General features: G+C 65.9%; 22 protein-coding genes. 2 read left to right on the top strand and 20 right to left on the bottom strand.

All coding sequences use genetic code 11. The annotated features are described in order from the left end of the window. Window positions 1-8: 8 nt before the first annotated feature. Genes V5F75_RS16510 through V5F75_RS16520 form a run of 3 tightly spaced genes read right to left on the bottom strand, consistent with a single transcriptional unit; the run spans window position 9 to window position 2,991 of the window. Window positions 9-1,112 carry a major capsid family protein gene (locus tag V5F75_RS16510; protein WP_394033873.1) on the bottom strand — a complete coding sequence of 368 codons (1,104 nt, stop codon included), beginning with the start codon at window positions 1,110-1,112 and terminating at the stop codon, window positions 9-11. Window positions 1,113-1,129: 17 nt separating this feature from the next. Then, window positions 1,130-1,642, bottom strand: a complete 513-nt coding sequence (locus V5F75_RS16515) for a structural cement protein Gp24 (protein WP_394033874.1) — start codon at window positions 1,640-1,642, stop codon at window positions 1,130-1,132. 20 nt (window positions 1,643-1,662) lie between these two features. Further along, window positions 1,663-2,991, bottom strand: a complete 1,329-nt coding sequence (locus V5F75_RS16520) for a DUF2213 domain-containing protein (RefSeq protein ID WP_394033875.1) — start codon at window positions 2,989-2,991, stop codon at window positions 1,663-1,665. A gap of 58 nt (window positions 2,992-3,049) precedes the next feature. Here V5F75_RS16520 and V5F75_RS16525 point away from each other — a divergent pair, with 58 nt between their 5' ends. Continuing rightward, entirely contained in the window at window positions 3,050-3,301 is a 252-nt protein-coding gene (locus V5F75_RS16525) for a hypothetical protein (protein WP_394033876.1), read from the top strand. Here V5F75_RS16525 and V5F75_RS16530 read toward each other — a convergent pair. From V5F75_RS16530 to V5F75_RS16565, 8 genes are all read right to left on the bottom strand, one after another. Next, on the bottom strand, window positions 3,279-4,079 hold the full coding sequence (locus V5F75_RS16530; protein WP_394033877.1) for a phage head morphogenesis protein: 801 nt from the start codon (window positions 4,077-4,079) through the stop codon (window positions 3,279-3,281). The genes V5F75_RS16525 and V5F75_RS16530 overlap by 23 nt on opposite strands. Then, window positions 4,079-7,744, bottom strand: a complete 3,666-nt coding sequence (locus tag V5F75_RS16535; protein ID WP_394033878.1) for an anti-CBASS protein Acb1 family protein — start codon at window positions 7,742-7,744, stop codon at window positions 4,079-4,081. Before V5F75_RS16535 ends, V5F75_RS16530 begins: the two co-directional genes overlap by 1 nt. Beyond that, window positions 7,741-9,216: a phage terminase large subunit gene (gene terL / locus V5F75_RS16540; RefSeq protein ID WP_394033879.1), complete on the bottom strand. Its 1,476-nt coding sequence runs from the start codon at window positions 9,214-9,216 to the stop codon at window positions 7,741-7,743. The genes V5F75_RS16535 and terL overlap by 4 nt, the downstream gene beginning before the upstream one ends. After that, complete coding sequence (locus V5F75_RS16545; RefSeq protein WP_394033880.1) at window positions 9,185-9,796, bottom strand: hypothetical protein; 612 nt, start codon at window positions 9,794-9,796, stop codon at window positions 9,185-9,187. Before V5F75_RS16545 ends, terL begins: the two co-directional genes overlap by 32 nt. After that, on the bottom strand, window positions 9,793-9,948 hold the full coding sequence (locus tag V5F75_RS16550; RefSeq protein ID WP_394033881.1) for a hypothetical protein: 156 nt from the start codon (window positions 9,946-9,948) through the stop codon (window positions 9,793-9,795). Before V5F75_RS16550 ends, V5F75_RS16545 begins: the two co-directional genes overlap by 4 nt. After that, a complete protein-coding gene (locus V5F75_RS16555; protein WP_394033882.1) occupies window positions 9,945-10,127 on the bottom strand; it encodes a hypothetical protein in 183 nt (60 codons plus the stop codon). Before V5F75_RS16555 ends, V5F75_RS16550 begins: the two co-directional genes overlap by 4 nt. Before the next feature lie 527 nt (window positions 10,128-10,654). Then, the gene (locus tag V5F75_RS16560) at window positions 10,655-11,428 is read right to left on the bottom strand and encodes a hypothetical protein (protein ID WP_394033883.1); all 774 of its coding nucleotides are present in this window, start codon (window positions 11,426-11,428) and stop codon (window positions 10,655-10,657) included. Further along, the gene (locus tag V5F75_RS16565; RefSeq protein WP_394033884.1) at window positions 11,425-12,783 is read right to left on the bottom strand and encodes a replicative DNA helicase; all 1,359 of its coding nucleotides are present in this window, start codon (window positions 12,781-12,783) and stop codon (window positions 11,425-11,427) included. Before V5F75_RS16565 ends, V5F75_RS16560 begins: the two co-directional genes overlap by 4 nt. A 107-nt stretch (window positions 12,784-12,890) precedes the next feature. On the opposite strand from V5F75_RS16565, the gene V5F75_RS16570 reads away from it, so the two are divergent. After that, the gene (locus tag V5F75_RS16570; RefSeq protein ID WP_394033885.1) at window positions 12,891-13,361 is read left to right on the top strand and encodes a hypothetical protein; all 471 of its coding nucleotides are present in this window, start codon (window positions 12,891-12,893) and stop codon (window positions 13,359-13,361) included. Window positions 13,362-13,396: 35 nt separating this feature from the next. Here V5F75_RS16570 and V5F75_RS16575 read toward each other — a convergent pair whose 3' ends face one another. The 9 genes from V5F75_RS16575 to V5F75_RS16615 are packed head-to-tail and all read right to left on the bottom strand — an operon-like array spanning window position 13,397 to window position 20,286. Further along, window positions 13,397-14,314 (bottom strand): hypothetical protein, encoded by a 918-nt coding sequence (locus V5F75_RS16575; protein ID WP_394033886.1) that lies wholly within the window; start codon window positions 14,312-14,314, stop codon window positions 13,397-13,399. Further along, window positions 14,311-16,116: a DNA cytosine methyltransferase gene (locus tag V5F75_RS16580; protein WP_394034090.1), complete on the bottom strand. Its 1,806-nt coding sequence runs from the start codon at window positions 16,114-16,116 to the stop codon at window positions 14,311-14,313. The genes V5F75_RS16575 and V5F75_RS16580 overlap by 4 nt, the downstream gene beginning before the upstream one ends. Next, on the bottom strand, window positions 16,113-17,225 hold the full coding sequence (locus V5F75_RS16585) for a DUF7146 domain-containing protein (protein WP_394033887.1): 1,113 nt from the start codon (window positions 17,223-17,225) through the stop codon (window positions 16,113-16,115). Before V5F75_RS16585 ends, V5F75_RS16580 begins: the two co-directional genes overlap by 4 nt. Next, entirely contained in the window at window positions 17,222-17,584 is a 363-nt protein-coding gene (locus V5F75_RS16590) for a winged helix-turn-helix domain-containing protein (RefSeq protein WP_394033888.1), read from the bottom strand. Before V5F75_RS16590 ends, V5F75_RS16585 begins: the two co-directional genes overlap by 4 nt. A 6-nt stretch (window positions 17,585-17,590) precedes the next feature. Then, window positions 17,591-18,214: a hypothetical protein gene (locus tag V5F75_RS16595; RefSeq protein WP_394033889.1), complete on the bottom strand. Its 624-nt coding sequence runs from the start codon at window positions 18,212-18,214 to the stop codon at window positions 17,591-17,593. Window positions 18,215-18,217: 3 nt separating this feature from the next. After that, the gene (locus tag V5F75_RS16600; RefSeq protein ID WP_394033890.1) at window positions 18,218-18,826 is read right to left on the bottom strand and encodes a hypothetical protein; all 609 of its coding nucleotides are present in this window, start codon (window positions 18,824-18,826) and stop codon (window positions 18,218-18,220) included. A gap of 10 nt (window positions 18,827-18,836) precedes the next feature. Beyond that, window positions 18,837-19,403 (bottom strand): MT-A70 family methyltransferase, encoded by a 567-nt coding sequence (locus V5F75_RS16605; protein WP_394033891.1) that lies wholly within the window; start codon window positions 19,401-19,403, stop codon window positions 18,837-18,839. Beyond that, entirely contained in the window at window positions 19,400-19,915 is a 516-nt protein-coding gene (locus V5F75_RS16610) for a GcrA family cell cycle regulator (protein WP_394033892.1), read from the bottom strand. Before V5F75_RS16610 ends, V5F75_RS16605 begins: the two co-directional genes overlap by 4 nt. Further along, window positions 19,912-20,286 (bottom strand): LexA family protein, encoded by a 375-nt coding sequence (locus tag V5F75_RS16615; RefSeq protein ID WP_394033893.1) that lies wholly within the window; start codon window positions 20,284-20,286, stop codon window positions 19,912-19,914. The genes V5F75_RS16610 and V5F75_RS16615 overlap by 4 nt, the downstream gene beginning before the upstream one ends. Window positions 20,287-20,363: the final 77 nt, after the last annotated feature.

Raw genomic sequence — 20,363 nt, forward strand, 5'->3', positions numbered from 1 at the left:
TGACCGGCTCAGATGCCGAGCATGGAAGTGATGGCGAAGGGCTGGCGGATGATCGCCCCCCAGGTGCCGCCGGTGCGCTTCTGCCGAAAGGCGGAGAGCTGCCGGATGATCGGATGCGTGCGCATCTTCTCGTTGAACGAGCAGTAGCCAGTCTCCTGGCCCTCGACGCTGGTGGCGATGAGCTGCATCAGATTGCCGCCGCTCACCCCCTGGGGATTGGAGGCCGACTTCACGCCATACTGGACAGCCGTCTCGATCCTGATGTTGGGATAGGACTTCTTCAGCATGTCCATCGAGGTCAGGCCGAAGCTGTTGGTGAAGCTCAGAGCCACATGGGAGGCCGGCGACATCGCCAGAACCATCGGCGTCTCGGCATCCACCAGTCCGCCGGTCTGCGCCACCAGTGCGGTGAAGAGAGCGAGGATGTCGTTGTAGACCTCGTTCGCGGTGCAGTTCGGAGCGCCGGAGTTGAACCAGGTGTTGCCGGAGGCCGGCGACGCCTTCGTGGCAGGGCTCAGCGACGCCGAGAGATTCGGGTCGTTGAGGAGGCCATAGTTCTGCAGCCCGGAAACCCCGTAGAAATACGTGAGGTTCTGGAAGCGGTTCATGGTGGTCGCCGCTGCGGCGTCCAACTCGCTCACGTAGTTGATCTTCGCGAGGCCGGCGCGCTCCAGTTCCAGCTCACCGTACTCGACGATGGTCTGGTAGAGGTAGCTCTGCCGCTGAGGGAAGGCGGTGTTCGCGCCGGCCCGGCCGTTATCCGAATGATCGCCGTAGCTCGCCACCTCACCGGTGTGCTCGACCACGGGGAACATGGCGGTCTGATCCGTCCACGAGCCCTTGCGGACTTCGCCTAGGATCTTCGCGGCATTGGTGGGAGCGAACAGGATCTTGAAGACCTGGGGATCCACCATGGTGGTGAGGAACGCCGGGATGCCGGAGTTCGGAGAGGTGGAGAGCGCGGGCAGAGCGTCCATCGCGAGGGAGAAGTCTCGCTTCGCGGCCTCGGTCGTGTACGCCACGACGTCGGGGAGGACTGCACCGAGCTGCTCAAGCATCGATGAGTCAGCCGCCCACGCAGTTTTCGCGTCCTGGATGTTGTGGAAAGTCATGGTGCTTGTCTCCTGGCTCAGGGCAGGCGGCTGATCTTGATGAGCTCGCCGGCCGCCCCGGCCGAGCGCGCGACCCACGCCGTCTCGACGCTGCCGGACACGGTCGCGCCGGCGGCGGCGAAGGAGGCGGTGCCATCGGCAGTCTTGGCGAAGGCCACCATGCCCACCGTCACCGCGGAGGCACCGGCATTCTTCACCCACAGGTCCGCGCCCGACAGGACCGAGACCGGGAAACCAGCGGGGACCAGATTGCCGGCCTCCTGAAGGTAGGTGGTGATGAGTGCCTGCTGCTCTCGCGGCACGATGCCTGCGGGGACGCCAGAGCCGGTGTTATTCACCAGAGCCGGGGCGCCATCAGTATCCACGGTGCTCGAAGAGAGCCACGCGAACAGGCCCACGGTAACACCGGAGGCGCCGGCGACGAGGCCGCCCGGCCCGGCGGGGAGGGAATAGCGGGGGTTGGTGGTGGCGAAGTCGCCGGCAACGGCGGGCGCCGGAACCGTGTTCACCTGGGTCTGGAAATTAGCCATGGGTATTTGCTCCTCCGGGCTCAGGCGATGCGGATGCGGCTGGCGTCGGGATACCGATCAGCGAAGCCCTTGGCCGCCGCCGCATCCTGGGCGATGGCCTGCTTGCGCACCGCAGCGCCAGGGACCGGCTGGTGCTTCAGGATCACCGGATAGGCGGAGGGGTGCACGCCGGTGACATCGACCCCCAGCATCTCCAGGGCGACGCGATACACGCCATCAGCGCTGTCCTGCGCCACGGCCAGCTCGCCCACATAGGGGCGGATCGCCTTCTCAGCCTCGCGGACGGCCTTGGCACGGTCTTCCACGGCCATCACCGCGGCGGCGATGGCCGCATCCATGGCGGGCTTGTCCACCGTCTCTTCCTCCTCATCGGGGTCTTCATCGCCACCAAGAGCGACCTTCGGGGCCGGCGCATCGGCCTTCTGCATGCGCGCCACGGCCTCGGTGAGAGCCGCTACCTGCGCCTTGAGCTCCGCCAGCGGGTCCGCCGGCTCGGCATCCTTCACGGGATCGGCCAGCAGCGGGACCGGCTCGTCCGGCGTCATGTCGTCCAGCCCATCAAGCACGCCCGGAAGGTTCTCCAGGTCGGCGTCCTGCGCCAGCTTGCCGGACACCCGCTTGGTGATCTCAGCGATGATGGTCGGCTTCTTCGACACGTAGTTCTTCGCGGTCACGCCGGCAAAAGCCGGGGTGATGTCGATCTTCGCATCAGCGGCCAACTTGGGCGCAAGGCACGCCATCACGGCCCCCTGCGCGAGCACGGCTTTCCGCGACAGCACGGTCTTGCCCATAGGTGAGTTCTCCTTGGAGTCGCCGACAACAACGTCGGGCCCGGCGCGGCCCTCGACCACCAGGGCAACGTGATTGCCCACGATGTCCCGCATCACCCCGTCATAGGGCTCCCCGTCGATCTCTCCGGGGGTCATGTCGGCGCGGTAGCGGTAGGCGCTCGACAGTTCCTTCTGGGCATTGCTCTCCACGCCGCCGATGGCATCGCGGGCCCAGATGACGAGGCTGTTTGCCAAGAACGGCGCATCGAACACGGCGTCGGTGCCGGTGGAGCCGACCACCAGGTCGGGCTGGTGGCTGTCGGCCGTGACCGGGACATGCCGCGACAGCAGCGGCAGGTTGTTGAAGGTCGGCGCCGCCTGCGCCAGCTCGTCGGGGTCCCGGTAGAGCTGATAAACCTTCTCCGGATCGAGCCCGAGACCATCGAAATCCGGGATCTCCCGCCCGTAGTAGGGACAGACGTTGGCCTTGCTGATCGGGGTCCGTTGCACATGGAGCCGCCCATCGGCGTCGTAGGCGCGCACGGATGCCCGGTCGAAGGCGAAACCCTCGGCTTTCATGCTCTGGACCTCATGAGGAAATGGGCTATCGTCTCGCCCCGGCGCGCGAGGAGGACGAATGCAAAAGCCTGCAACCGATGGATTGGAGCCGCTTCCGCCGGATGTGTTGGTGGAAATGCTCCGCGAAGCCGCTCAGGAAGAGACCGACGAACTGAACGAGGACATGCCAGAGGCCGCGTTCAAATTGGGCCTGATGAAGAAGCACTTCGCCGAGGACGACCTACAATGGTGGGCGGCCGACTGTATCGAGCGACTGGTGGCGCGGATCGAGGAGCTGGAAGCGGAACTCAGTCGTATTCGGCCGGAATGACGGGCTCCGGATAGCACCGGCAATTCCAGATCGCGCCCGGAAGAGCATGATGACCCGGATCGCATTCCGGCGGGTCGTCCCAGCGGAACACCTTACCGTTCAGCGCGCGGTGCGTCGGCCGCACGTCAGAATCTCCGGCCGTCCGCCAGATGAAATGTGTGCTGCCGATATATGCGGCCCGCGCCCGCGTCAGCTCGGTCGCTGTCCGGCTCACCTCGGTCCGTGCGATGAGCATGGCGCGGCTCTCGGCGACCTCGCCCGACCTCATGATCTCCTTGGCGATCTGCGCCGGCCGGGTGCCCTGGACGATCCCTTCAAGCGTCAGCTTGCGAACGCGCTCCGCCGCTTCCCTCGGGATGGAGGTGATGAGCGCGGTCTGTGCTTCCAGGCGCTCCCGCATCACCCGGCCCGTGGGCGCCTCCGCGATCTCCTTGCGCAGGGCGCGCCCCATCTTGCGGGACACCTCGAACCACGAGGATTCGTCTCGGGCTGCGACTTCCTTCACCATCCGATCGGCGACAGCGAAGGCCCAATCGTCCAACTGCTGAGCGTATCGGTTCAGCGCCGTTTCGATCTGTGCTGACAAGGCCGGATCAACAGGATCCTCCGGGTTGGCCGGCGTCGGATCGAAGGCGTCCACGATGGATTGGACGTGCTGCGCCACCAAGCGCAGTGCCTTGGCATAGCGCTTCTCGGTTGCCTTCGACCGCTTGAACGCCTTTTGCTCAGGGGTCTTCGGCTTAGCCTTGTCGAAGGCAAGTTCCAGGGCGGGGAGCATCACTCCCCCTTCCCGGTCAGGCCGCCTTGTCGGCCTTCTCCCGCTCCGCCTTCCGGGCCTCGACCTTCTTTAGAAGATAGTCGAGCGACTCGCTCATCTCGCGCCGAAGAGATTCGATCTCGGAGGGCGTCAGCATCTCGGAAGTTGAGGAGGAACTGGGCTTCGTCCGCGGTAAGAGCGCGGGGGTCGATGTGGAGTTCTTGTCGGACGACATCACCGAACCTCCTTTCGATCTCGCGGATGCGGTGCGGTGCGGTGGCCATTCTACCGGATCGGCCCGCATTCACAAGCGTGACCACGCCCGCCACCTCTCCGCCGCCGGCGCGGATATGGTGCGCCATCTCCGCGACCGTCGCCCCCATGACCGTCACGTCGTCCACGATCACATACCGGGCGCCGGGCTTTACCTCACCCTCGAATAGGGGGCGGGCGATCATGCGGTCCATGGCCTTCGCGCCGGTGTGGAAGGCCCGGTTTGCCTGGACGATAGAGCCATCAGCATGCGCGCCAGTCTCGCTGGCATAAAGTGCCGCCAGCGCCGTGGGCAACCTGTTCTTGCCAGTCGCTTCCTCAGCGTGGACCGGCGCATAGACCACATCCCTGCCGAAGCGCTGGCGGGCCTGCTCGATCATCTCCGGCTTCACGAGGTCGGACACGACGTCGAGCGCCGCATCCTGGTCGCCCGCCTTCGCCGCGGCATAAGCAGGATGGGCCTTCATCTCCGCATCGCTGGTGAAGGATGCGACCACCTCTCCCGCCTCGCGCGGGACGCCATCGGTGCGCGGGTTTGCTGCGGAGGCTTCAGCCTGCGTCTTCACCTTGCCTCCACCGCCAGAGCTTCCTGCTCCGGCTGTAAACTTGCCCGCGTCGTCGCGCGGATGTTCGTCCTCTTCCCATCCCGCGTCCATGCCACCATCAAAAGGGCGGGAGGTGCCCTCCTTGCGCGCCCGCTCCAGATAGGCGGCGATGCGCTCCGTCAGCTTCGGGGCAAGACGCGCGGCATCTTCAGGCGAAGCTTTCACGAGGCCGGCGTACCGAGCGAAATACTCGTCGTCATCGCCCCCGGAATAATCGACCTTTTGAAAGTCAGCCCCTCGGATGCTGCGCATCCCAGCGAGAGCCTCGAAGAACGGCGATCCCATCCTCGCCTTCACATCGCCGCCAGAGAGCCCAGAAAAGGAGCGCTGCAAGTCCGCGGTGAATGCTGCCGGGGCGAGTTCGTCTTGCCGGACGAAGCGCGTCATCGCCTCCTTCAGTCCCAGCGAAAGCTCATCACCGAAAGTCTTGGCGATCCAGGGGTCTTCCACCTCGCGGCGCGCGGCTTCGGTCTCTTCCGGCGTCGGGCCGGCATAGTCCTCATCGTCTTCGTGTTTTGCCCATTGGTCGGATTCCCAATCATCCGGGCTCCAAGGGCTGTCCTTGCCTGCGAACCCCTCCGACGAGACACGATCCCGAAAGGACCCCGCGAGAGCCGTTAAGTCATCAGCATGGCGGCTCGCGACCGCGGCAAGGGGAGCGCCGAGGGCATCGCCCATCGTGTCGCGTGTGAAATGGGCGCCGACGAAGCGCTCCATCTTCTCCGCATCGCGTTCGCTCAGTTCGCTGGGGTCATCAAGGACAATGGTCGTGCCACGCGCCACCTTTTCATCAAGCGCCGCGTTCTTCGCCTCGAACAGCGCGGCGCGCCGAAGGTCGCGCTCATGGTCCGACAAGAGGTCGCCCAGTCCGATCACCCCCCCGAGCTCCGCATCCACGGCCTGATAAGGGTCATCGCGGGCGCCAATCGCTGCGGCGACGGATGCTGCTTGCTCCGACGACGAGAGCGTGGACGGTGGCGGGGGCGCGCCGTCATCGTCGAGATCACGCTCGTCGTCGTCATCTCCATCGCGCCCGCCTTCACCGGCCCCATCGGAGAACTGCCCGTCATCGCCCCTGGGGTGGTCCTCTTCCTTGAAGCCTTCGTCCTGGCCAAAAGGAGGAGCGCCCGGCCCACCAAAACCCCCTGGAGCTGGCGGCGGGGCGAGCTTCGCCTCGACGATGTCCGCCTCAGTGACGGAGGTCCAAACGCCGGTGGCCTGCCCGAGCTTGCGCAGCTCCTCCATAGCGAGCGGCGTATCCACCAGCCCGGAGCTTTCGGCCTGCACGATGGCACCGGTGATGCCCGCCGCGATCGTCGCTTTCTCCACCGGCGTCAGGCGCTCGCCCGGCGCCGCGGCCACATCGATGCTGTCGTAGATCGAGTCATCATCGGAGGCGATGCGCTGGCGCTCTTCCTCCGGCGAGATGACCTTGCCGGCGATCAGGACTTGCCCCGTCTCCGCGTTGATCTTGCGGATTTCCGCGGCGTCCTTTTCGGTGACCTGCTTCAGCGGTTCCCAGGCGAAGGTGATGGCCGGGTCCACGGCGCCGAACAGGGAGAGCTGGATGAAGCCCAGCACGGTGCGGAGCGGTGCGGACAGCATCGATTCCTGGAGCGCATGGATCCAGGCTTCGAAGCATTCCAGCTCGCCCTCGGACGATGCATTGAGCCCGGCCGGCTGGATGCCGAGGAGCTTAACCAACGGAATGCCGGACACAGAGGCCATGTGCTCCTGGGTCTGGGCCTGGAGCGCGTCCAATGTGGCAAGGCTGGTCGAGACGTTGGCGAAGTCCTCCAGCTCCTTATCCGTGAGCATGAGGCCACGGTTGTCCCGGAGGTTGTTGAAGAAATCCGCGCGCTTGAACAGCTCGTCGCCGTTCGGGTCCATCGTGAGCTTGTCGGCGAGGTTGGTCTTCAAAATGAAGACGCTGAACGACGAGATGAGGTCCGCCACTGACTGGCGCGTGCGCAACCAATTGTCGACATAGGGTTTCGCCATCTGCGACAGCGACAGCCCGCCGAAGCTGTAGGCTGGCTTCAGCAGATCCGGCACCTCGCGCCCGATGATGGTCAGGAGCCGGGAGGCGTGAACCTCCTTGCCCTGCACCATCCACGTCGTGGGCTTGAACCAATCCGGCCGCAACGGGTCGAAGGAGTTGTAATCGTTCGGATAGCACCAGACGGCTTCCACCGCCTTGAGCCGGCGCAGCGATCCCTTGGCCACCTTCAGGCGGCTGAGATCGCCTTGGCCGTCGCCCATGGATTGGCGCAGCTCTTCCCGATCGTCCGTCACTCCGAAATCGAGGAAGACGTGACCGCGCCCGAAGAAGCCGTCCTGCTCCACCGCCTCACGGAACACATCGCGCACGCAAAGGCGGGCCATGGCCTCCTCGATGGCCTTGATCTTGTCCGTCTTGTCGTCGTCGCCATCCGCTTTCATGCGCACCCACCGGCGCGTCATTTCCATGGCGATGATCTCGGAGATCCGCCGGTATTCGGGGCGCTGGGCGAGCTCGGCCAGGACGGGGTAGCCCAGGAACCCGGTGACGCCGCTCTCCTGGGTCAGTCCTCCGAGCGCCCAGCCGAGCGTCTCGTTGTAGGCGCCGTCGAGCGCCATGCCCGCCGCAACGCTCCTGGGGGGCACTGCTGGCGCGAAGATGTTCGGGATAGCAGCCCTTGGCTTCTGCCGGGAGCGCGCCAGCGCCATGTCGCCGATGCGCACAGAGCGGGACGCCTCCTTCTTGGCCTTCTGGCTCTCGTAGTAGCGCCGGTTCCGCTCTCGGCGCTTGTCCTGGGCCTCCGTCACAGGCGCACCCCGCGCGAGCGCGCCAGGGCACTGTCGGGGATGACCAGTTGCGGACTTCCGCACATGTCGCTCACCGCATCCATCATGGGGTCCACCTGGTCGTCATGGGCGCCGTCGGGGAAGGCCAGGACTTCGCTCATGAAATCTCGCTTCCACGGCGCCGATTTCGGAATGCTCACCAGCCCGGCCGCGATGGACGGAACGACGTCCAGGGCCCGGGTGTACTTGTCGCGGTCGCGTTGGATGGGTGACACGGGGATGGCTTTGCGCTTCAAAGCCTGGATGAGGCCGGTGCCGGACACCTTGTCCTCCACCGCCATCTTCCGAAGCACCCCCCAGCGATCCCGGTCCAGCTTCGCCGCCTCGCTCCACAGGCGCAGGGCCGTCGCCTCCAGCTCGGGCGCCTCGAACCGGCCACGGGTCAGGCCGAGCAAATAAGCCTTGCCGTCGATCCCCTGCCCCCAGTGCTGGAAGACACTGAAATCGTTGCGTTCCTTTGTCTTCTGGGCGGTGTCCACATAGATGGCGCGCCACTTCAGCCGGGGCGGCTCGTCGTGCTCCAGGAACCACTCGCTCTTGAACAGGTTGCCCCCGTCCAGCATGGGGTTCTGCTGGTACAGGGCCTCCCAGTTCCCGGCCGACATCAGCGCCTTGCGCTGGAGCAGGAAGTCGAGGCTCTTGTGCTCCGGGAACAGCGGCTCGCCGGCGCGGCGGTTCGGCTCGTCCACCTCCGCGATGGCGGGATAGCGCAGCACCTTCACCTTGGGCTCGCGCTCGATCAGCCGCCCGATGGGGTCGTCGATGTGCCACCGGGTGAGGATCACCAGCAGCCCGGCGTGTTCCGAGAAGCGGGTGAAGAAGTCGTCCATCAGCCAGTCCCAGGTCTTATCCCGGATGGTCTGGCTGTTCGCCTCCTCTCGGCCCTTGATGGGGTCGTCGATAATGCCGAGGTCGAGCCCTTCGCCGGTAATTGGGCCGCGCACCGTTGTATTGCGAAAATAACCTTCGCGGTCCACGAATTCGAGGATCTCTCGGTTCCGCAGGTGCTGACCCGAGAGGGTCACGACATTGGAGGAATTGATCCGCGTACCGGGGAATAACCCTTTATACTTCGCCCCGTCGAAAATCCTCTGGAGCCGGAGGTTCGCCCTCACCCCCAGGCGCTCGGAAAAGCTGGCGTAAATGCATCGCAGGTCCGGGGCATGCCCCACCAACCATGAGACCCACTCGATCACCTGGAACGACTTGCCGTGCTGCGGCGGGGCCTGGATCACCAGCATGGGCGCCGCGCCCGCCAGAAGGTCCGCCTTGAACTGCTGGAGATGACCCGCGACTTCCCGCTGCCACCACCCGATCTTGATGCTCGGGGTCAGGTATTGCCGGTAGGCCCAGAACCGATCTCGCGCCTCGTGGACGGCAAGCTGCTCCAGCAGATCGAGGTCACTGGTCGAAAATCCGGGTTGGGAGGCCACGTTCCTTCAAGCGCTCCCGCAGTTCGTCGGAGGTCAACGCGGCAACTTCGATCACGCCGCCGCCGCGGCCGGTGTGCTCAACGCGAACCGCGTCATCATCGAGGCTGTGTGCCTGCCGCTCCAAGGGGATCAACCGCGAGGTGACACGGGAGAGTTTCTCCAGGAGGTCGCCGGGGCTCTCCTTGTCCCCCATGCACGGCCCGTCCGGGACGCCCCCCAACAGATACGTCTCCAGCCGCTCGACGATGATCCGCTTCAGCGCGTGGAGCTTCTGAAGGTCGCGCCGGTGAGAGAGTTGCACCTCGACCCCGCGCAGGGCGACCATCTCCACGATCTCCCTGTCCGCCTTCGCACGTTCTTGCTGCGTACCCGACTGCGTACCGTCGATGCGTACCAGCTTGGCGCGCACCTCATTGCGCACCTTGTCCGCGAGGTCTCGCTCCCACCCGGCCGCCTTCGCCTTCTTGCGGATGGCGCCTTCGGTGACACCGAAGCGGGCCGCGATCTCACGGTTGGAAAGTTGCCCGGCGCGGAACTCCCGCTCGATGGCGTCCCAGTCTGCTTTCGGTTTGCTGGTCATTTCGGCTTCGCGAGAGCGTCCTTCACTTTCGCCGCGATCTGCACGCCGGCGGCGCGTGCCTGGTACGCAGCCGTCTCCATGTCACCCTTCACCCCGGCCTTGGCCGCCTCAGCGAGGGCCCGGCGCGCTTTGAGGCAGCGCAGACAGGTCACTGCATGACCTCACACATGGCGTCGTCATCATCGTCATCCCCGAAATCGAACATCTCAGGGGCCAAGAGCATCGCCGCTTCCATCAGCATGGATGCGAACTCGCCGGGCTCAGCATCGATGGTCTGGCGCAGGCGGTGTAGGGTGGAAAGGAACACGGCTTTGCGCTCCAAGTCGTCCATGTGACATCCCGAAAATGAAACGGCCTCGGGCTGCCACCCGAGGCCGTGGAGCATGCCAGCATCTCTCGGGGCTCTTGTGTGCCATCCCGAGAGCGAAGGCATTTGCGAAATGATGCGCCGGGAGGTCAGCCCTGGCAGCCCTGGGGGAACCATGGTCTTGAGGTCGACGCGGACTCGGCCACTCGCTACCCACCCCGGCTTGCGTTCGGCTGCGGCGGTCACTCGACGGGCGCTGGCGCAGCCTCATGGTGCGGGCCGCGATCTCCCCGCTACGCCTCCCGCCGGAGGGCCTACTTGCTCACGGGCCAAAGCCTTGTCCGCCGGCCGCGTCGAACTCACGCGCCGGAGCGCGAAACCTGGGTGCCCCGCCGCCGCGAAAGAGGGCGCAAACTCGGCGGCGGGGCGTTGCGCCATCTCGGGGGCGGCGCAAGAGCGATTCGTTGGCGATATAGAGAACGAATCACGAACCGAGTCCCTGTGTCAACATCTCGTATGCAGAGCGCGCGTCGACACACCACCCCGAGGGCTCATACCGACACCTCGCGCTCCATCTCCCTCACGATGCTCGCGCATGCATCCAGCATGGCGTCACGGTGCCGTGCGCCGGGGCGATAGAAGCCGGCCACCCGGTTCAGCACCCGCCTAATCTCATGGCTCACAACCACATGCTGCGGGCCGCCCCTGCGGTGTGCCTCGGCCGGGCCGGCGCCGCATAGCACCACAGCCTTCAGGATGACCCAGTCCCGCCCCCCGAGGATGGCCTCAAGCTTCCGCAGTCGGCCCTGAGCCTCCACGCGTGCGAGATGCTCCCTGCTCCCGTGGCCGCCGCCATCCACCGCCGGTTCGAACCCACGGGAGCCGAGCCCCTTGAATGCGGAATTCCAATCTCGCTCGAAGTCGTCCGCCGCCCGGATCTGGTGCTGATCGAGTCCGCGGAGCGAGATGCCTTTCACCTCGACGCGCCGAAAGATGCCGTCGGCATCGACCACCGTCTCCGTCTGCCGGCGCTCTACCTTCGCTGTGGCCTTGCGCTCTGCCTTCGAAGGCTTCGCCGGCTTGGTGTGACCGGTCAGGTTCAAGGGATCGCCAGCGCGGCGTGCAGCAAGCTGCGCGGCCGCAACGCGCTCCTGGATGGCAGCGATGCGCCGCGCTCCCTTCGTGTCCTTCTCCAGCACGAAATCGAGCATGTCGTACATGTCGGCCCGCGCCTGCTCCCGCTCCAGATGCTGACCAAGGCTATTCTGGTAGCCTTTTCGGGCGCGGGCTGTGCGGGCATCCGCGATGAGCTTCTCGGTCATCATTCCAGTTCCTCGAAACGCGTGAGTTCTCCGATCCACTTCAGCGTTCGCTCCTCGAACGTTTTCCGGCGCCGATGCTTCAGGGTGATGATCTGGGCGGAACCCGAGAACCGCCGGATGTCCGCTTCCCATTTGTCCATGGCCTCGCCGCCGGCCTTCTCGTTCGGCCGGTTAGCCCGGAGCCAGGTCTCCCGGCGCCAGACCGCCAGCACGATGTCCGCGTCGCGCTCGATGCTCGGTGCATCGGCGTCGAGGAGATGGGGCGTCGGGTCCTCTCGCCGCTGGCCGCCGCGGGTGCGCTGGGCAAGCACGATCAACGGGACCATCAGGTCCTTGGCCAGCACCTTCAGATCACCGGTCACCTCGGCGAGGCGCTCGAACCGGTCCTTGTGCCGGCCCTCGGGGCGGATCTTGTCGAGCTGGTCGATGATGAGTGCACCCAGCCCGCGCGTCCGCTTCATGGCAATGCAATGGGAGCGGATCTGGCGAATGGTGAGCTTGGTGTCGTCCAGCACCATCAGCTCGGGCACCTCCAAGCGCTTCTGCGCCGCCAGGATCGCGTCGCGCTGGGCGAAATCGAACGCGCCCTCTTGGATGTCGCCCACCGTGATGCCAGAGGCCGCCGCCAGCTCGCGAGCGCCCACCTGCTCGGCCGTCATTTCGAGCTGCACCACCAGCACCGGAGCGGAGCGCGCAATGTGCATGCCCACCTGCATGGCGAGCGCCGACTTGCCGTCGCCCTGGGCGCCCATCAGGAACATGAGATCGCCGGGCAGGATGCGTCCGAGGATTTCATCCAGGCTGGGCAGCCCCGCGCCGAAGCCGGGCAGCACGTCGCGCTCACTGGCCATCTTCGCCGCGCCCGCCACCTTGGCCACCACCTCGGAGAGCCGGCGCGGGCGCTTGGGGCTTGCCACCTGCATCACATCGGTGAGGCCGGCATTCGCCTCGGCGGCAAGGTCCATGGGCCCCTTCTCGCCCGCCTTCACCCCCTTGAGGAGGGATTCGGCGAGGGCAATGAGCTGGCGGCGTGCCGCGGCATCGGCGATGTCCTGGGCAAAGTCCGCCGGGCTCCCGGCGTCCTCGGCATCCTTGAGCAGCACGGCGAGATAGGCCGGGATGGAGGCCCCCTCGTCGTCCTCATGGGGCAAGCGCGCCGCCACCAGCGCGAGAGACATGCGCCCCTCGGTGCAGATGTCCCGGACCACGCCGAAAATCTGCTGGTGGAGCGGGGCGTAGAACTGGTCCGCGCGCAGGGTGTCGGCAATCTGCCAGAACGCCTGCTCGCTCTTGAGGCAGGCGCCCAGGACCGCGCGCTCGGCGGCGGGGTTATGGGGGAGTTCGCGGTGGGAGGTCATTGCGGCTCCCCAGTCCTGCTACGCCATGTCATATCGCGGGCCGTGAACAACCATGCAAAGTGATGGGCGCGGCGCACACGTAAAGGGCGCACAGCACTGGCAACCCCATGAGCGAATACATGAACCCAACGATACTCCTCTCCGCGGGCACGGCATTTGGCATCATCATCGGCCTGAGCATCGATAATTTCTGGAAAAACCCAAACTATCCAGTAGCAGCACTGACAGCTCTGGTTACTGCGGTCCTGCTGTCCATCCATATTATGGACAATGCAAATAACCCTGAAACTAATTCCAAATTTAGTGAATTTCTGCTCACAAAACGAGAGCACATATTCATGATATTTGGAGGAATAGCATTCGCATTCTTCGCATTTACGTTTATATTTTCTGAAGAGTTCAATAACGCAGACTTTCAAACAAAGGCAATATTTTACGCGGCATTCATGAGCGCCATTGGGAGCGCCATCACCGCATTGATTGTTTCCACACTGACATGGCGTGGCGTCCGCGCTCAAATTATAAGCATGGAGCGGCTTCATAAAGAGAAGACTACTGAACTGGATGGCATGAGCTAGCCCTCCGCCCCAATAAAATATGGCGTTGTCTATGCTCATAGCCCGCACCCCGCATCGCAGACCATGAGCATGCCCTGGCCTGCCTCCTCATCGGTGCGCAGGTCCACCTGGTCGAGGGGTTGGAGGGTGCGGTGCAGGAAGAGCGCGCCTGTGGACGTGCCTCGCTCGTTCCGCACGATGCCACCCCGGATCAACCCGTCGATCTCCACGGCGACGGCCCACGCCTCCGGGTCGCGCTCGCGCAGTCGGCGCCATTCGCCGTCGCTGCGATAGGGGCAAAACACGCAAGCAGATTTTGGCGGCACCGGATAGTCGTTCCGGCGCAGCCACTCTTCGCAGTCGCCGCGCGACATCCTCATCTCAAGGAGGGGATAGCGGTTGACAATCCAGCTTTCGTGGGCCGCGCCCGCCCGGATCACCTCATCGGTGCTGATGCCGATCCACACCTCGGCCGATCCCGCCGGTATGCGCTGTCTGGGCTTATAGCCGAGCGTCCGCCGCACCTCGGCGTTGATCGGCGCGATCTTGTAGTGGCCCGTGCATTGGCGCCGAATCGGCGCAGCGCCGCCGTCTCGGCCGCGCGCGAAGAACGGCGCGGAGGGGGCCCGCCCGCCCACTGCCCCCGCCCGCCCGGATACCTGCTCCCGCAGGTCGTGCAGGATATCTCCGGCGGTCACCGTGATAATCGGGAGCACCTGCACTTGCGGCGAGGATAGCCAGCGCAGGTGCTCATAGACGGTGGGCGGTTCTGCGCCGGTATCGGCAAAAATCACGAGGTCGGGCGCCGGCAGTTCGCCGTGGGCCACCATCAGCAGGATGGTGGTGGACTGGATGCCGGCGCCGAGCGACAGCACGCGGAGCCGGGCGCCTTCGACCGGCCCCCAGGACCAGCCGCCACGGCGGACGCGGGGGCGGGACGGCGAGGCGGGAGAGGTGAGGACGAGTTCGGTCACTCGGCGGCCTCCTTGAACTCGACGGGAGCCCGCTGCTTGGGCGCGGCATCGGCCATGATGGCGCCGACGCAGGCCTTCATCTTCGCCACCGAGACGGCGTTGCCGATCTGCTTGATCTGCTCGGTCTTGGTGCCGGCGAACTCGTAGGTCGCATCCTCGCCGATGAAGCCCATGGCGGCCGCCAGCTCATGCGGCTCCAACATGCGGAACAAGATGTCGAACTGCTCTGTTGCCTCCACGAGGTTGACGCGGCCGGTCGCGCAGATGGTTGGGGCCGGGTCCGCAATGTCGTGGACGCGCGGCGCCTGCCCATTGCGCTCGCCGAACTGCGCGGCAACGAACGCCAGCTCGCCCCGGTTCGCGCCGGTCACCGTAGGCAGGGGCTCTCCGGCGTCTCGCACTCGGTCGCTCCCGTCGTGGTGGGTGACCGGCATCACGATGGCGAACTCGCCACCCTTCGCTGTCGTGAGCGTCGGAATGGGGTCCGCAACGTCACGGGCGCCCGCACCGCCGCCGGATTGGGTCACGGGCACGACCATCCCGAACCGGCCTTTGCTGGTGACGGTGGGGAGTGGGTCATCAGCGCTGGCGCATGTCTCGCCGGAGCCCGAGCCGTAGTAGGGTGAGATCAGCGCGTGCGCCGCGCCATTTCCGCCCGTGGTCGCGGTGGGGATGGGCTCACCCACCGAGCGCGGCGCGCCACCAGAGGCCTGGGAGAGCACAAAAGGCTCGGCCAGCCACACCCCGCCCTTGGTGTCGAGGGTCGGGATCGGGGCTTCGGAGACACCCTGCGCCTTGTTGCCCTTGCGGCCATTGATGATGACCGGCTCCGCCGAGAACAGGTGCGGAGCGTGCGCTGTCTGCGTCGGCAAGGGCTCTGCCGAACTCGACGCGGTCGATTTACCTTTCATATTGACGATGACCGGCTCGGCGATACCGATATGCAATCCACCGGTTGCGATCGTCGGCAACGGGCAGTCGAGCGTCTGCGCCGACATGTGGTTGCGGAGCACAACAAGGAACGGCTCCGGCCAGCCAAACTTCACCGCACCGGCATAGATGCGCGCCAGCGTCTTTGGCGCCAGGGGCTTCTTCCGGTTGAAGATCGACCGGCCCCTGATCTTCCAATCGATGATCTCGCGCGCCGGCCGCCAGGGCTTCTGTCCGGCGAACAGGTCATCGGCAATCTCAGCGCGCTTGCGGTGCGTTGGCATGGGCCAGCACACCTTCCGCCCGTCCGAGCGCGCCATCAGGATGAACCGCTGGCGCGTGGTGGCGTCGCCATAGTCGGCGGCGTTCAGCTTCCGCCATTCCGGCTCGAAGCCCAGGCGCTTGATGGTCTCGATCCAGGCGTGGAAATACTCGCCCTTGCGCGAGGCGATGGGCTTGCCCGTGCGCGGGTCCACCGGGCCCCAGCCGATGAACTCCCACACGTTCTCGATGATGATCCGTTTCACCCTCAATTCGGTGAGCCAGGTGATGATGTGCCAGGGGTCGCTGCGCTGCTGGTCGCTGGTGGGCTTGCCCCCGCGAGCCACCGAGTGATGCGTGCAGGTGGGCGAGGCCATCAGCAGGTCGAGATAGCCCTCGGGCACCAGGATGTGCGGGCGCACGGTGGCGATGTCCTGCACATAGTGGCGGGCCTCCGGGTGGTTCCGCCGGTGCGTCTCGATGGCAACGCCCCAATGGTTGATGCACACCAGCTCCATTTCGAGCCCGAGAGCCTCCAGCGCGCGCTGCGCGCCGGTGGACGAGCCGCCGGCACCACACAGGAGATCGGCGACGAGCATCTTACGCCTCATGCCGCCCCCCGCACCGAGTTCCACACGTCCAGGAAGTCCCCATTGAACGGCGGCGGGTTGATCGCCGTCGGGATGCCGGCCGGGACCATGCGGTCGCGCAGCTTCTGGGCCGCATCGATCCCGGGAGGCGTTCCAATGGACCCGTCCGGGCGCCGTGGCGGCAAGTCGCCATCTGGATAGATGCTGAGACGCTGCACCTCGATCGGCGGCTCGAAATTCTTCATTCCCGAGGTGGACAAGGTGGACCAGATTGGGAAGCGGAAGCGTTCGAGGCTCCAGGCCCCGAGCGTGCTCTCCAATCCCTCCCCACCCCCGATCATCTCCGCGAGCCCGCCAATGCGCACCGCGCCGCCCTTGGCCGGCCCGAAGCCCACCTTCGGGTTCGCCACCGGCGCCTTGCCGGCCGTCGACGGATCGAGGAAGATGCGCCACACTGCGATGGTGGCGCCCATCATGTCCTGCACCCGCGCCACGAGGCACGGGAACACCCGCCCCTCGCGCACCTTCCGCCCGCCCTCCCACTCGGCTTCCAGCTCGTATTCGAGGCCGGGATGAAAGCCGAGTACGTCGGGCCACCCCATGGGCGGGGTCGGGATGCCACGACCGTTCAAGTAGCGCTCCGCCAGCGTGCCGGCGATGGGGGCGCATTGCTCCCACATCTCGCCGGCCGTCTCTGCCCGGCGAGCCCGGCGCTGCAGCTCCTTACGCTCCGCTTCGGCCCGGCGCGAACGCGCTTCCTGCGCCGCCTTCTCCAGGCGCTGGCGGCGGTCTGCGCCGGCCTCGGCCGTCTCCGAACGCATCCCGAGGAAGATGCGGGCTTCCTCGAAGGCGCGGCGAAAGTCCTCGCGCGACGGCTCGCCGACGGTGCCGTTCAGCAAATACGCTAAGAGCTTGATGACGCCGCCCCCGATCTGCTGCGAGAAGCGGTAGAACTGGCCCCGGTGCTGGCCGGTCAAGTTCACCTTGAAGGACCCCAAGTCCTTCGGCCCTTTCGCCGTCAGGTATGCGGCGCCGCGATGCGCCACCCAGCCCGGCGCATATGCGTCGAGCACCTGCTCAATGCGCGCAGTCAGGCCCGCGGCGATGACTTCGGAATCGTCGTCCCTCATGGCAAATCCCTCAATTTCGCCTTGTCGTCCTTGGTCAGCCACCAGCCCGGCGCACCGCGGCCGACCTTGCTCTGTATGCCCACCCCATGCCGCGCCAGCTTCTGGCGGAGCTGGAACACGAAGACGTTGATGATGCTGTCGTCCGGCGGCTCATCCACCTCCAGGCTGTAGAGCGCCGCCATGAAGTCGCCCCGCGCCACGATGGGCCGCGCCATCAGGAGCGACAGCATCTTCCCCTGCGTCGTCGACAGCCGGAGCGACGTTGGCGTGTGAGCTCGCAGCAGGATCGCCTCCAGCTCCTCCACCCGCAGGCGGAGCAGCTCGTTCTCATCCCGCAGCCGTTCGACTTCGCTGGCCACGGCGGATCACTCCGCCGCGGCGAACAGCCCCTGTCGGAGCGGATCGAGCAGCCCGCGCAGGTGCCACACCACGCCCACCGCATCGGCGGCGTCGGAGTTCTTCACCTCGACCCCGATCCGGGCGCACTGTGCCTTGGCCTGATCCTTCAGCCACTTCGACCCGTCGCTGGTACCCTTCGGCGCCTTCGAAAAGCCGAGGAAGCTCTTGCGCCACGCATCCTGCGAGAACACGTGCACGGGGATGTTCAGCCGCGCGCACAGCTCGCAGGCCTCGCCCACGAAGCTGTAGATCCGGAAGATGGTGCCCATGTTCGTTGCGCCCATCTCCTCGTAGCGGATCGCTGTCCCTGCCCACTCGGTGGACCGATCCACGATGGGCTTGCGATAGGTGACGTTCGGAGGGAGCGGCTTTTCGATGCCCACCGCCTCAATGCACTCGGCCACCAGCAGCGGGCGCAGCCAGTCCCGGAACTCGCGGGCGATGCGGCCCTCGTAGGCGAAGTCCAGCTCTCCGGCCCCGAGGCCGAAGGGTCGCTTCTCCCGGGGACGGAACGACGCGGCGCGCACCTCCTCCCCCAGGATGAGGCCGATGCCTGTGTTGGTGGCGATGTCGAGACCGGCGATGCGCATGGGTCAGGCGTCCTCGGTCTCGGCCGCGTCGAGGGCGTCGTCGAAGGGATCGCGCGTGGGCTCCGGCACGGTGGACAGCGGCCGGATGGCATCGGCCATGAGGGAGCGGTTCACCTCCTGCCCGGCGTCGTAGCCGCGCAGCCATGCCTGCGCCTGGGGAGAGGAGGCGTCATAGTTCGGTGGCCGCCGCTCGTTGCCAGCCATGCCAGCGCGCTTGCCCTCGGCATAGGCCTTGTCCTCGGCGGGCGTGCGGTCGTCGCCGAACAGCTCGGATTGAGCGCCGACGGGCAAGCCCATCCAGCGCGCCACTTCCATTTGGCGGGCGATGCGCTCCTTCAACCGGGCCTCGCCTTCTTCGCTCTCAAGCTCAATGGCGTATTTGATGCGCTCCACTGCATCGTCGCCGACCTCGGATTTGGCGAGCTTGCAGGCGTTTTTCAGCTCCGCGTCCGCTTTTTTCTTGGCGGCGAGGAATTGCTCGTATTTCTTCTTGTGCTGGAAGAAGAGCGCCTCGCGCTGTTCCTCGGTGAGCTGGTTGTGCCCGGCCGCAGGCGGTGCACCGGCGGCTTCGACGATCTTCGGCTTGTTCTTCGACCCACGAGGACGTGCCATTTTCGGGCTCCTATGCTGCGGTGTTGAATTTCCCGGCTTCCCATCCCCAGGTGTCCCAGCCGGGCCTCGCCTCTCGCGAAAACAGGTCAGCGCGCCGGATCGCGCCCGGCACCAGCGCCTCGGCGGCGGCATACGCCTCGTCAGGCTTGCGAGAATGCTCGCGCACCGGCCCTTCGATGACCGACCGGACGGAGCGGGAGGTGGCCGGCTTGCCGATGGTGCCGATCAGGAACGGCTCGCCCGCGCTGCGCAGCACATAGCCCGTGCCAAACGCCAGCTTCCCGTGCACCGTCCGCTTCGCCCAATGGCCGGCCGTCTTGAAGGTGAACCCCAGCCCCGACATGACCTCGAAGGCCTGCGGCAGCATGGGATTGGTCGCCCACATCCAAAGCAGGCAATCCGGCGCAGCCAGTTCGGCCACCGGCAACGCCTTCATCTGGTCAAGCGTCATGCACGCGTAGTGGGAGACCGGGTTCTTCACCTCGCCCTTGGCCGACCAGTTGGCAAAGCGCCAAGGGAAGTCGACCATGATCAGGCCATAAGAGAGCGGGCGGAGATCGCCGAAGGGCCAAGTCATGCCGCCGCCTTCACATGCTGCGGCGGCTTCTTGCCGGCCTTGAGACGCTCGACCCCCTCGGGGGTGAACACGCGATGGACGCAGTCGATGCAATAGGACGTACCGAAGGCCTTGGGTCGCCCGCAGAATCGTGATGGCCTCTCCGACACCACGAAGCGGCAGTGCCAATGCTCAAGATCCACCAGGGCGACGCCGCCGGCGGGCGACACCAGGCACGACGGCGCCGCAGGGACCAGCTCGGGCTCCGGCTCCTCCGGCGAGCGAGGGCTTTCGATCTTCGGCGCAGGCTTCGCGCGCGGCCGGCGCGGCTTCTTCTCGACGGTCGCAGCGCGCTCGACAGGCGCCACGATCACCGGTCGCCGATAACCCATCCGAAAGGCGGCGCCGATCACGGCATTGCGGCTGCGGACGAATCCGGCCTCAGCCAAGGCACGGGCCGTTTCCCGCGCGCTCTCGCCCGCCTCCCACATGCGCTTGACGATGGCGAGCTCCGCTTCATGCCACGTGCTCATGCTGCAGCTCCAACATAGGCGCGGATCGCTTCGGCAGCGGCGGTCTCCACCGAGATGCCCTGGCGCGTGGCGAACATCACGAGCTCCCCGACGACCTCAGGATGGAGATGCAGGTGCAAGCCCATGTCGCGGTTCGGGAGCGACAGGGATTTGTGCTTCCCGGCATCACCGGAGAGGGCGCCACGCGACCGCAGGGCAGCGATCTGCCGCCCGACCGAGCTAAGAGCAACACCTGTGGCTGCCGCGATCTGCCGATATGTTGGCGCAGCCCGATGCTCCATGATGAATGCCGCTACGTACGCCAGAACTGCCTCCTGTTTCTCCCGGGCCCGGAACATCCGGTTCCGGGAAAACTGGACACTCTTATTCATGAGGCCCTCCCCTCTTATTGGCAGCGGCATCCAAATGCTGATGGAGGGCTTCCAGGTCAGCGCGCAGGTGGTCCGCG

Source organism: Xanthobacter albus (assembly GCF_043194895.2).
Classification (GTDB): Bacteria; Pseudomonadota; Alphaproteobacteria; order Rhizobiales; family Xanthobacteraceae; genus Xanthobacter.

Excerpts from the sequence above, each read along its gene's own strand:
- V5F75_RS16595 (WP_394033889.1), bottom strand. The coding sequence starts at position 18,214 with ATGCGCATCGCCGGTCTCGACATCGCCACCAACACAGGCATCGGCCTC.
- V5F75_RS16555 (WP_394033882.1), bottom strand. The coding sequence starts at position 10,127 with ATGGACGACTTGGAGCGCAAAGCCGTGTTCCTTTCCACCCTACACCGC.
- V5F75_RS16545 (WP_394033880.1), bottom strand. The coding sequence starts at position 9,796 with ATGACCAGCAAACCGAAAGCAGACTGGGACGCCATCGAGCGGGAGTTC.
- V5F75_RS16605 (WP_394033891.1), bottom strand. The coding sequence starts at position 19,403 with ATGACTTGGCCCTTCGGCGATCTCCGCCCGCTCTCTTATGGCCTGATC.
- V5F75_RS16565 (WP_394033884.1), bottom strand. The coding sequence starts at position 12,783 with ATGACCTCCCACCGCGAACTCCCCCATAACCCCGCCGCCGAGCGCGCG.
- V5F75_RS16585 (WP_394033887.1), bottom strand. The coding sequence starts at position 17,225 with ATGAGGGACGACGATTCCGAAGTCATCGCCGCGGGCCTGACTGCGCGC.
- V5F75_RS16525 (WP_394033876.1), top strand. The coding sequence starts at position 3,050 with ATGCAAAAGCCTGCAACCGATGGATTGGAGCCGCTTCCGCCGGATGTG.
- V5F75_RS16560 (WP_394033883.1), bottom strand. The coding sequence starts at position 11,428 with ATGATGACCGAGAAGCTCATCGCGGATGCCCGCACAGCCCGCGCCCGA.
- V5F75_RS16600 (WP_394033890.1), bottom strand. The coding sequence starts at position 18,826 with ATGGCACGTCCTCGTGGGTCGAAGAACAAGCCGAAGATCGTCGAAGCC.
- V5F75_RS16515 (WP_394033874.1), bottom strand. The coding sequence starts at position 1,642 with ATGGCTAATTTCCAGACCCAGGTGAACACGGTTCCGGCGCCCGCCGTT.
- V5F75_RS16520 (WP_394033875.1), bottom strand. The coding sequence starts at position 2,991 with ATGAAAGCCGAGGGTTTCGCCTTCGACCGGGCATCCGTGCGCGCCTAC.
- V5F75_RS16570 (WP_394033885.1), top strand. The coding sequence starts at position 12,891 with ATGAGCGAATACATGAACCCAACGATACTCCTCTCCGCGGGCACGGCA.
- V5F75_RS16530 (WP_394033877.1), bottom strand. The coding sequence starts at position 4,079 with ATGCTCCCCGCCCTGGAACTTGCCTTCGACAAGGCTAAGCCGAAGACC.
- V5F75_RS16510 (WP_394033873.1), bottom strand. The coding sequence starts at position 1,112 with ATGACTTTCCACAACATCCAGGACGCGAAAACTGCGTGGGCGGCTGAC.
- V5F75_RS16615 (WP_394033893.1), bottom strand. The coding sequence starts at position 20,286 with ATGAATAAGAGTGTCCAGTTTTCCCGGAACCGGATGTTCCGGGCCCGG.
- V5F75_RS16610 (WP_394033892.1), bottom strand. The coding sequence starts at position 19,915 with ATGAGCACGTGGCATGAAGCGGAGCTCGCCATCGTCAAGCGCATGTGG.
- V5F75_RS16580 (WP_394034090.1), bottom strand. The coding sequence starts at position 16,116 with ATGAGGCGTAAGATGCTCGTCGCCGATCTCCTGTGTGGTGCCGGCGGC.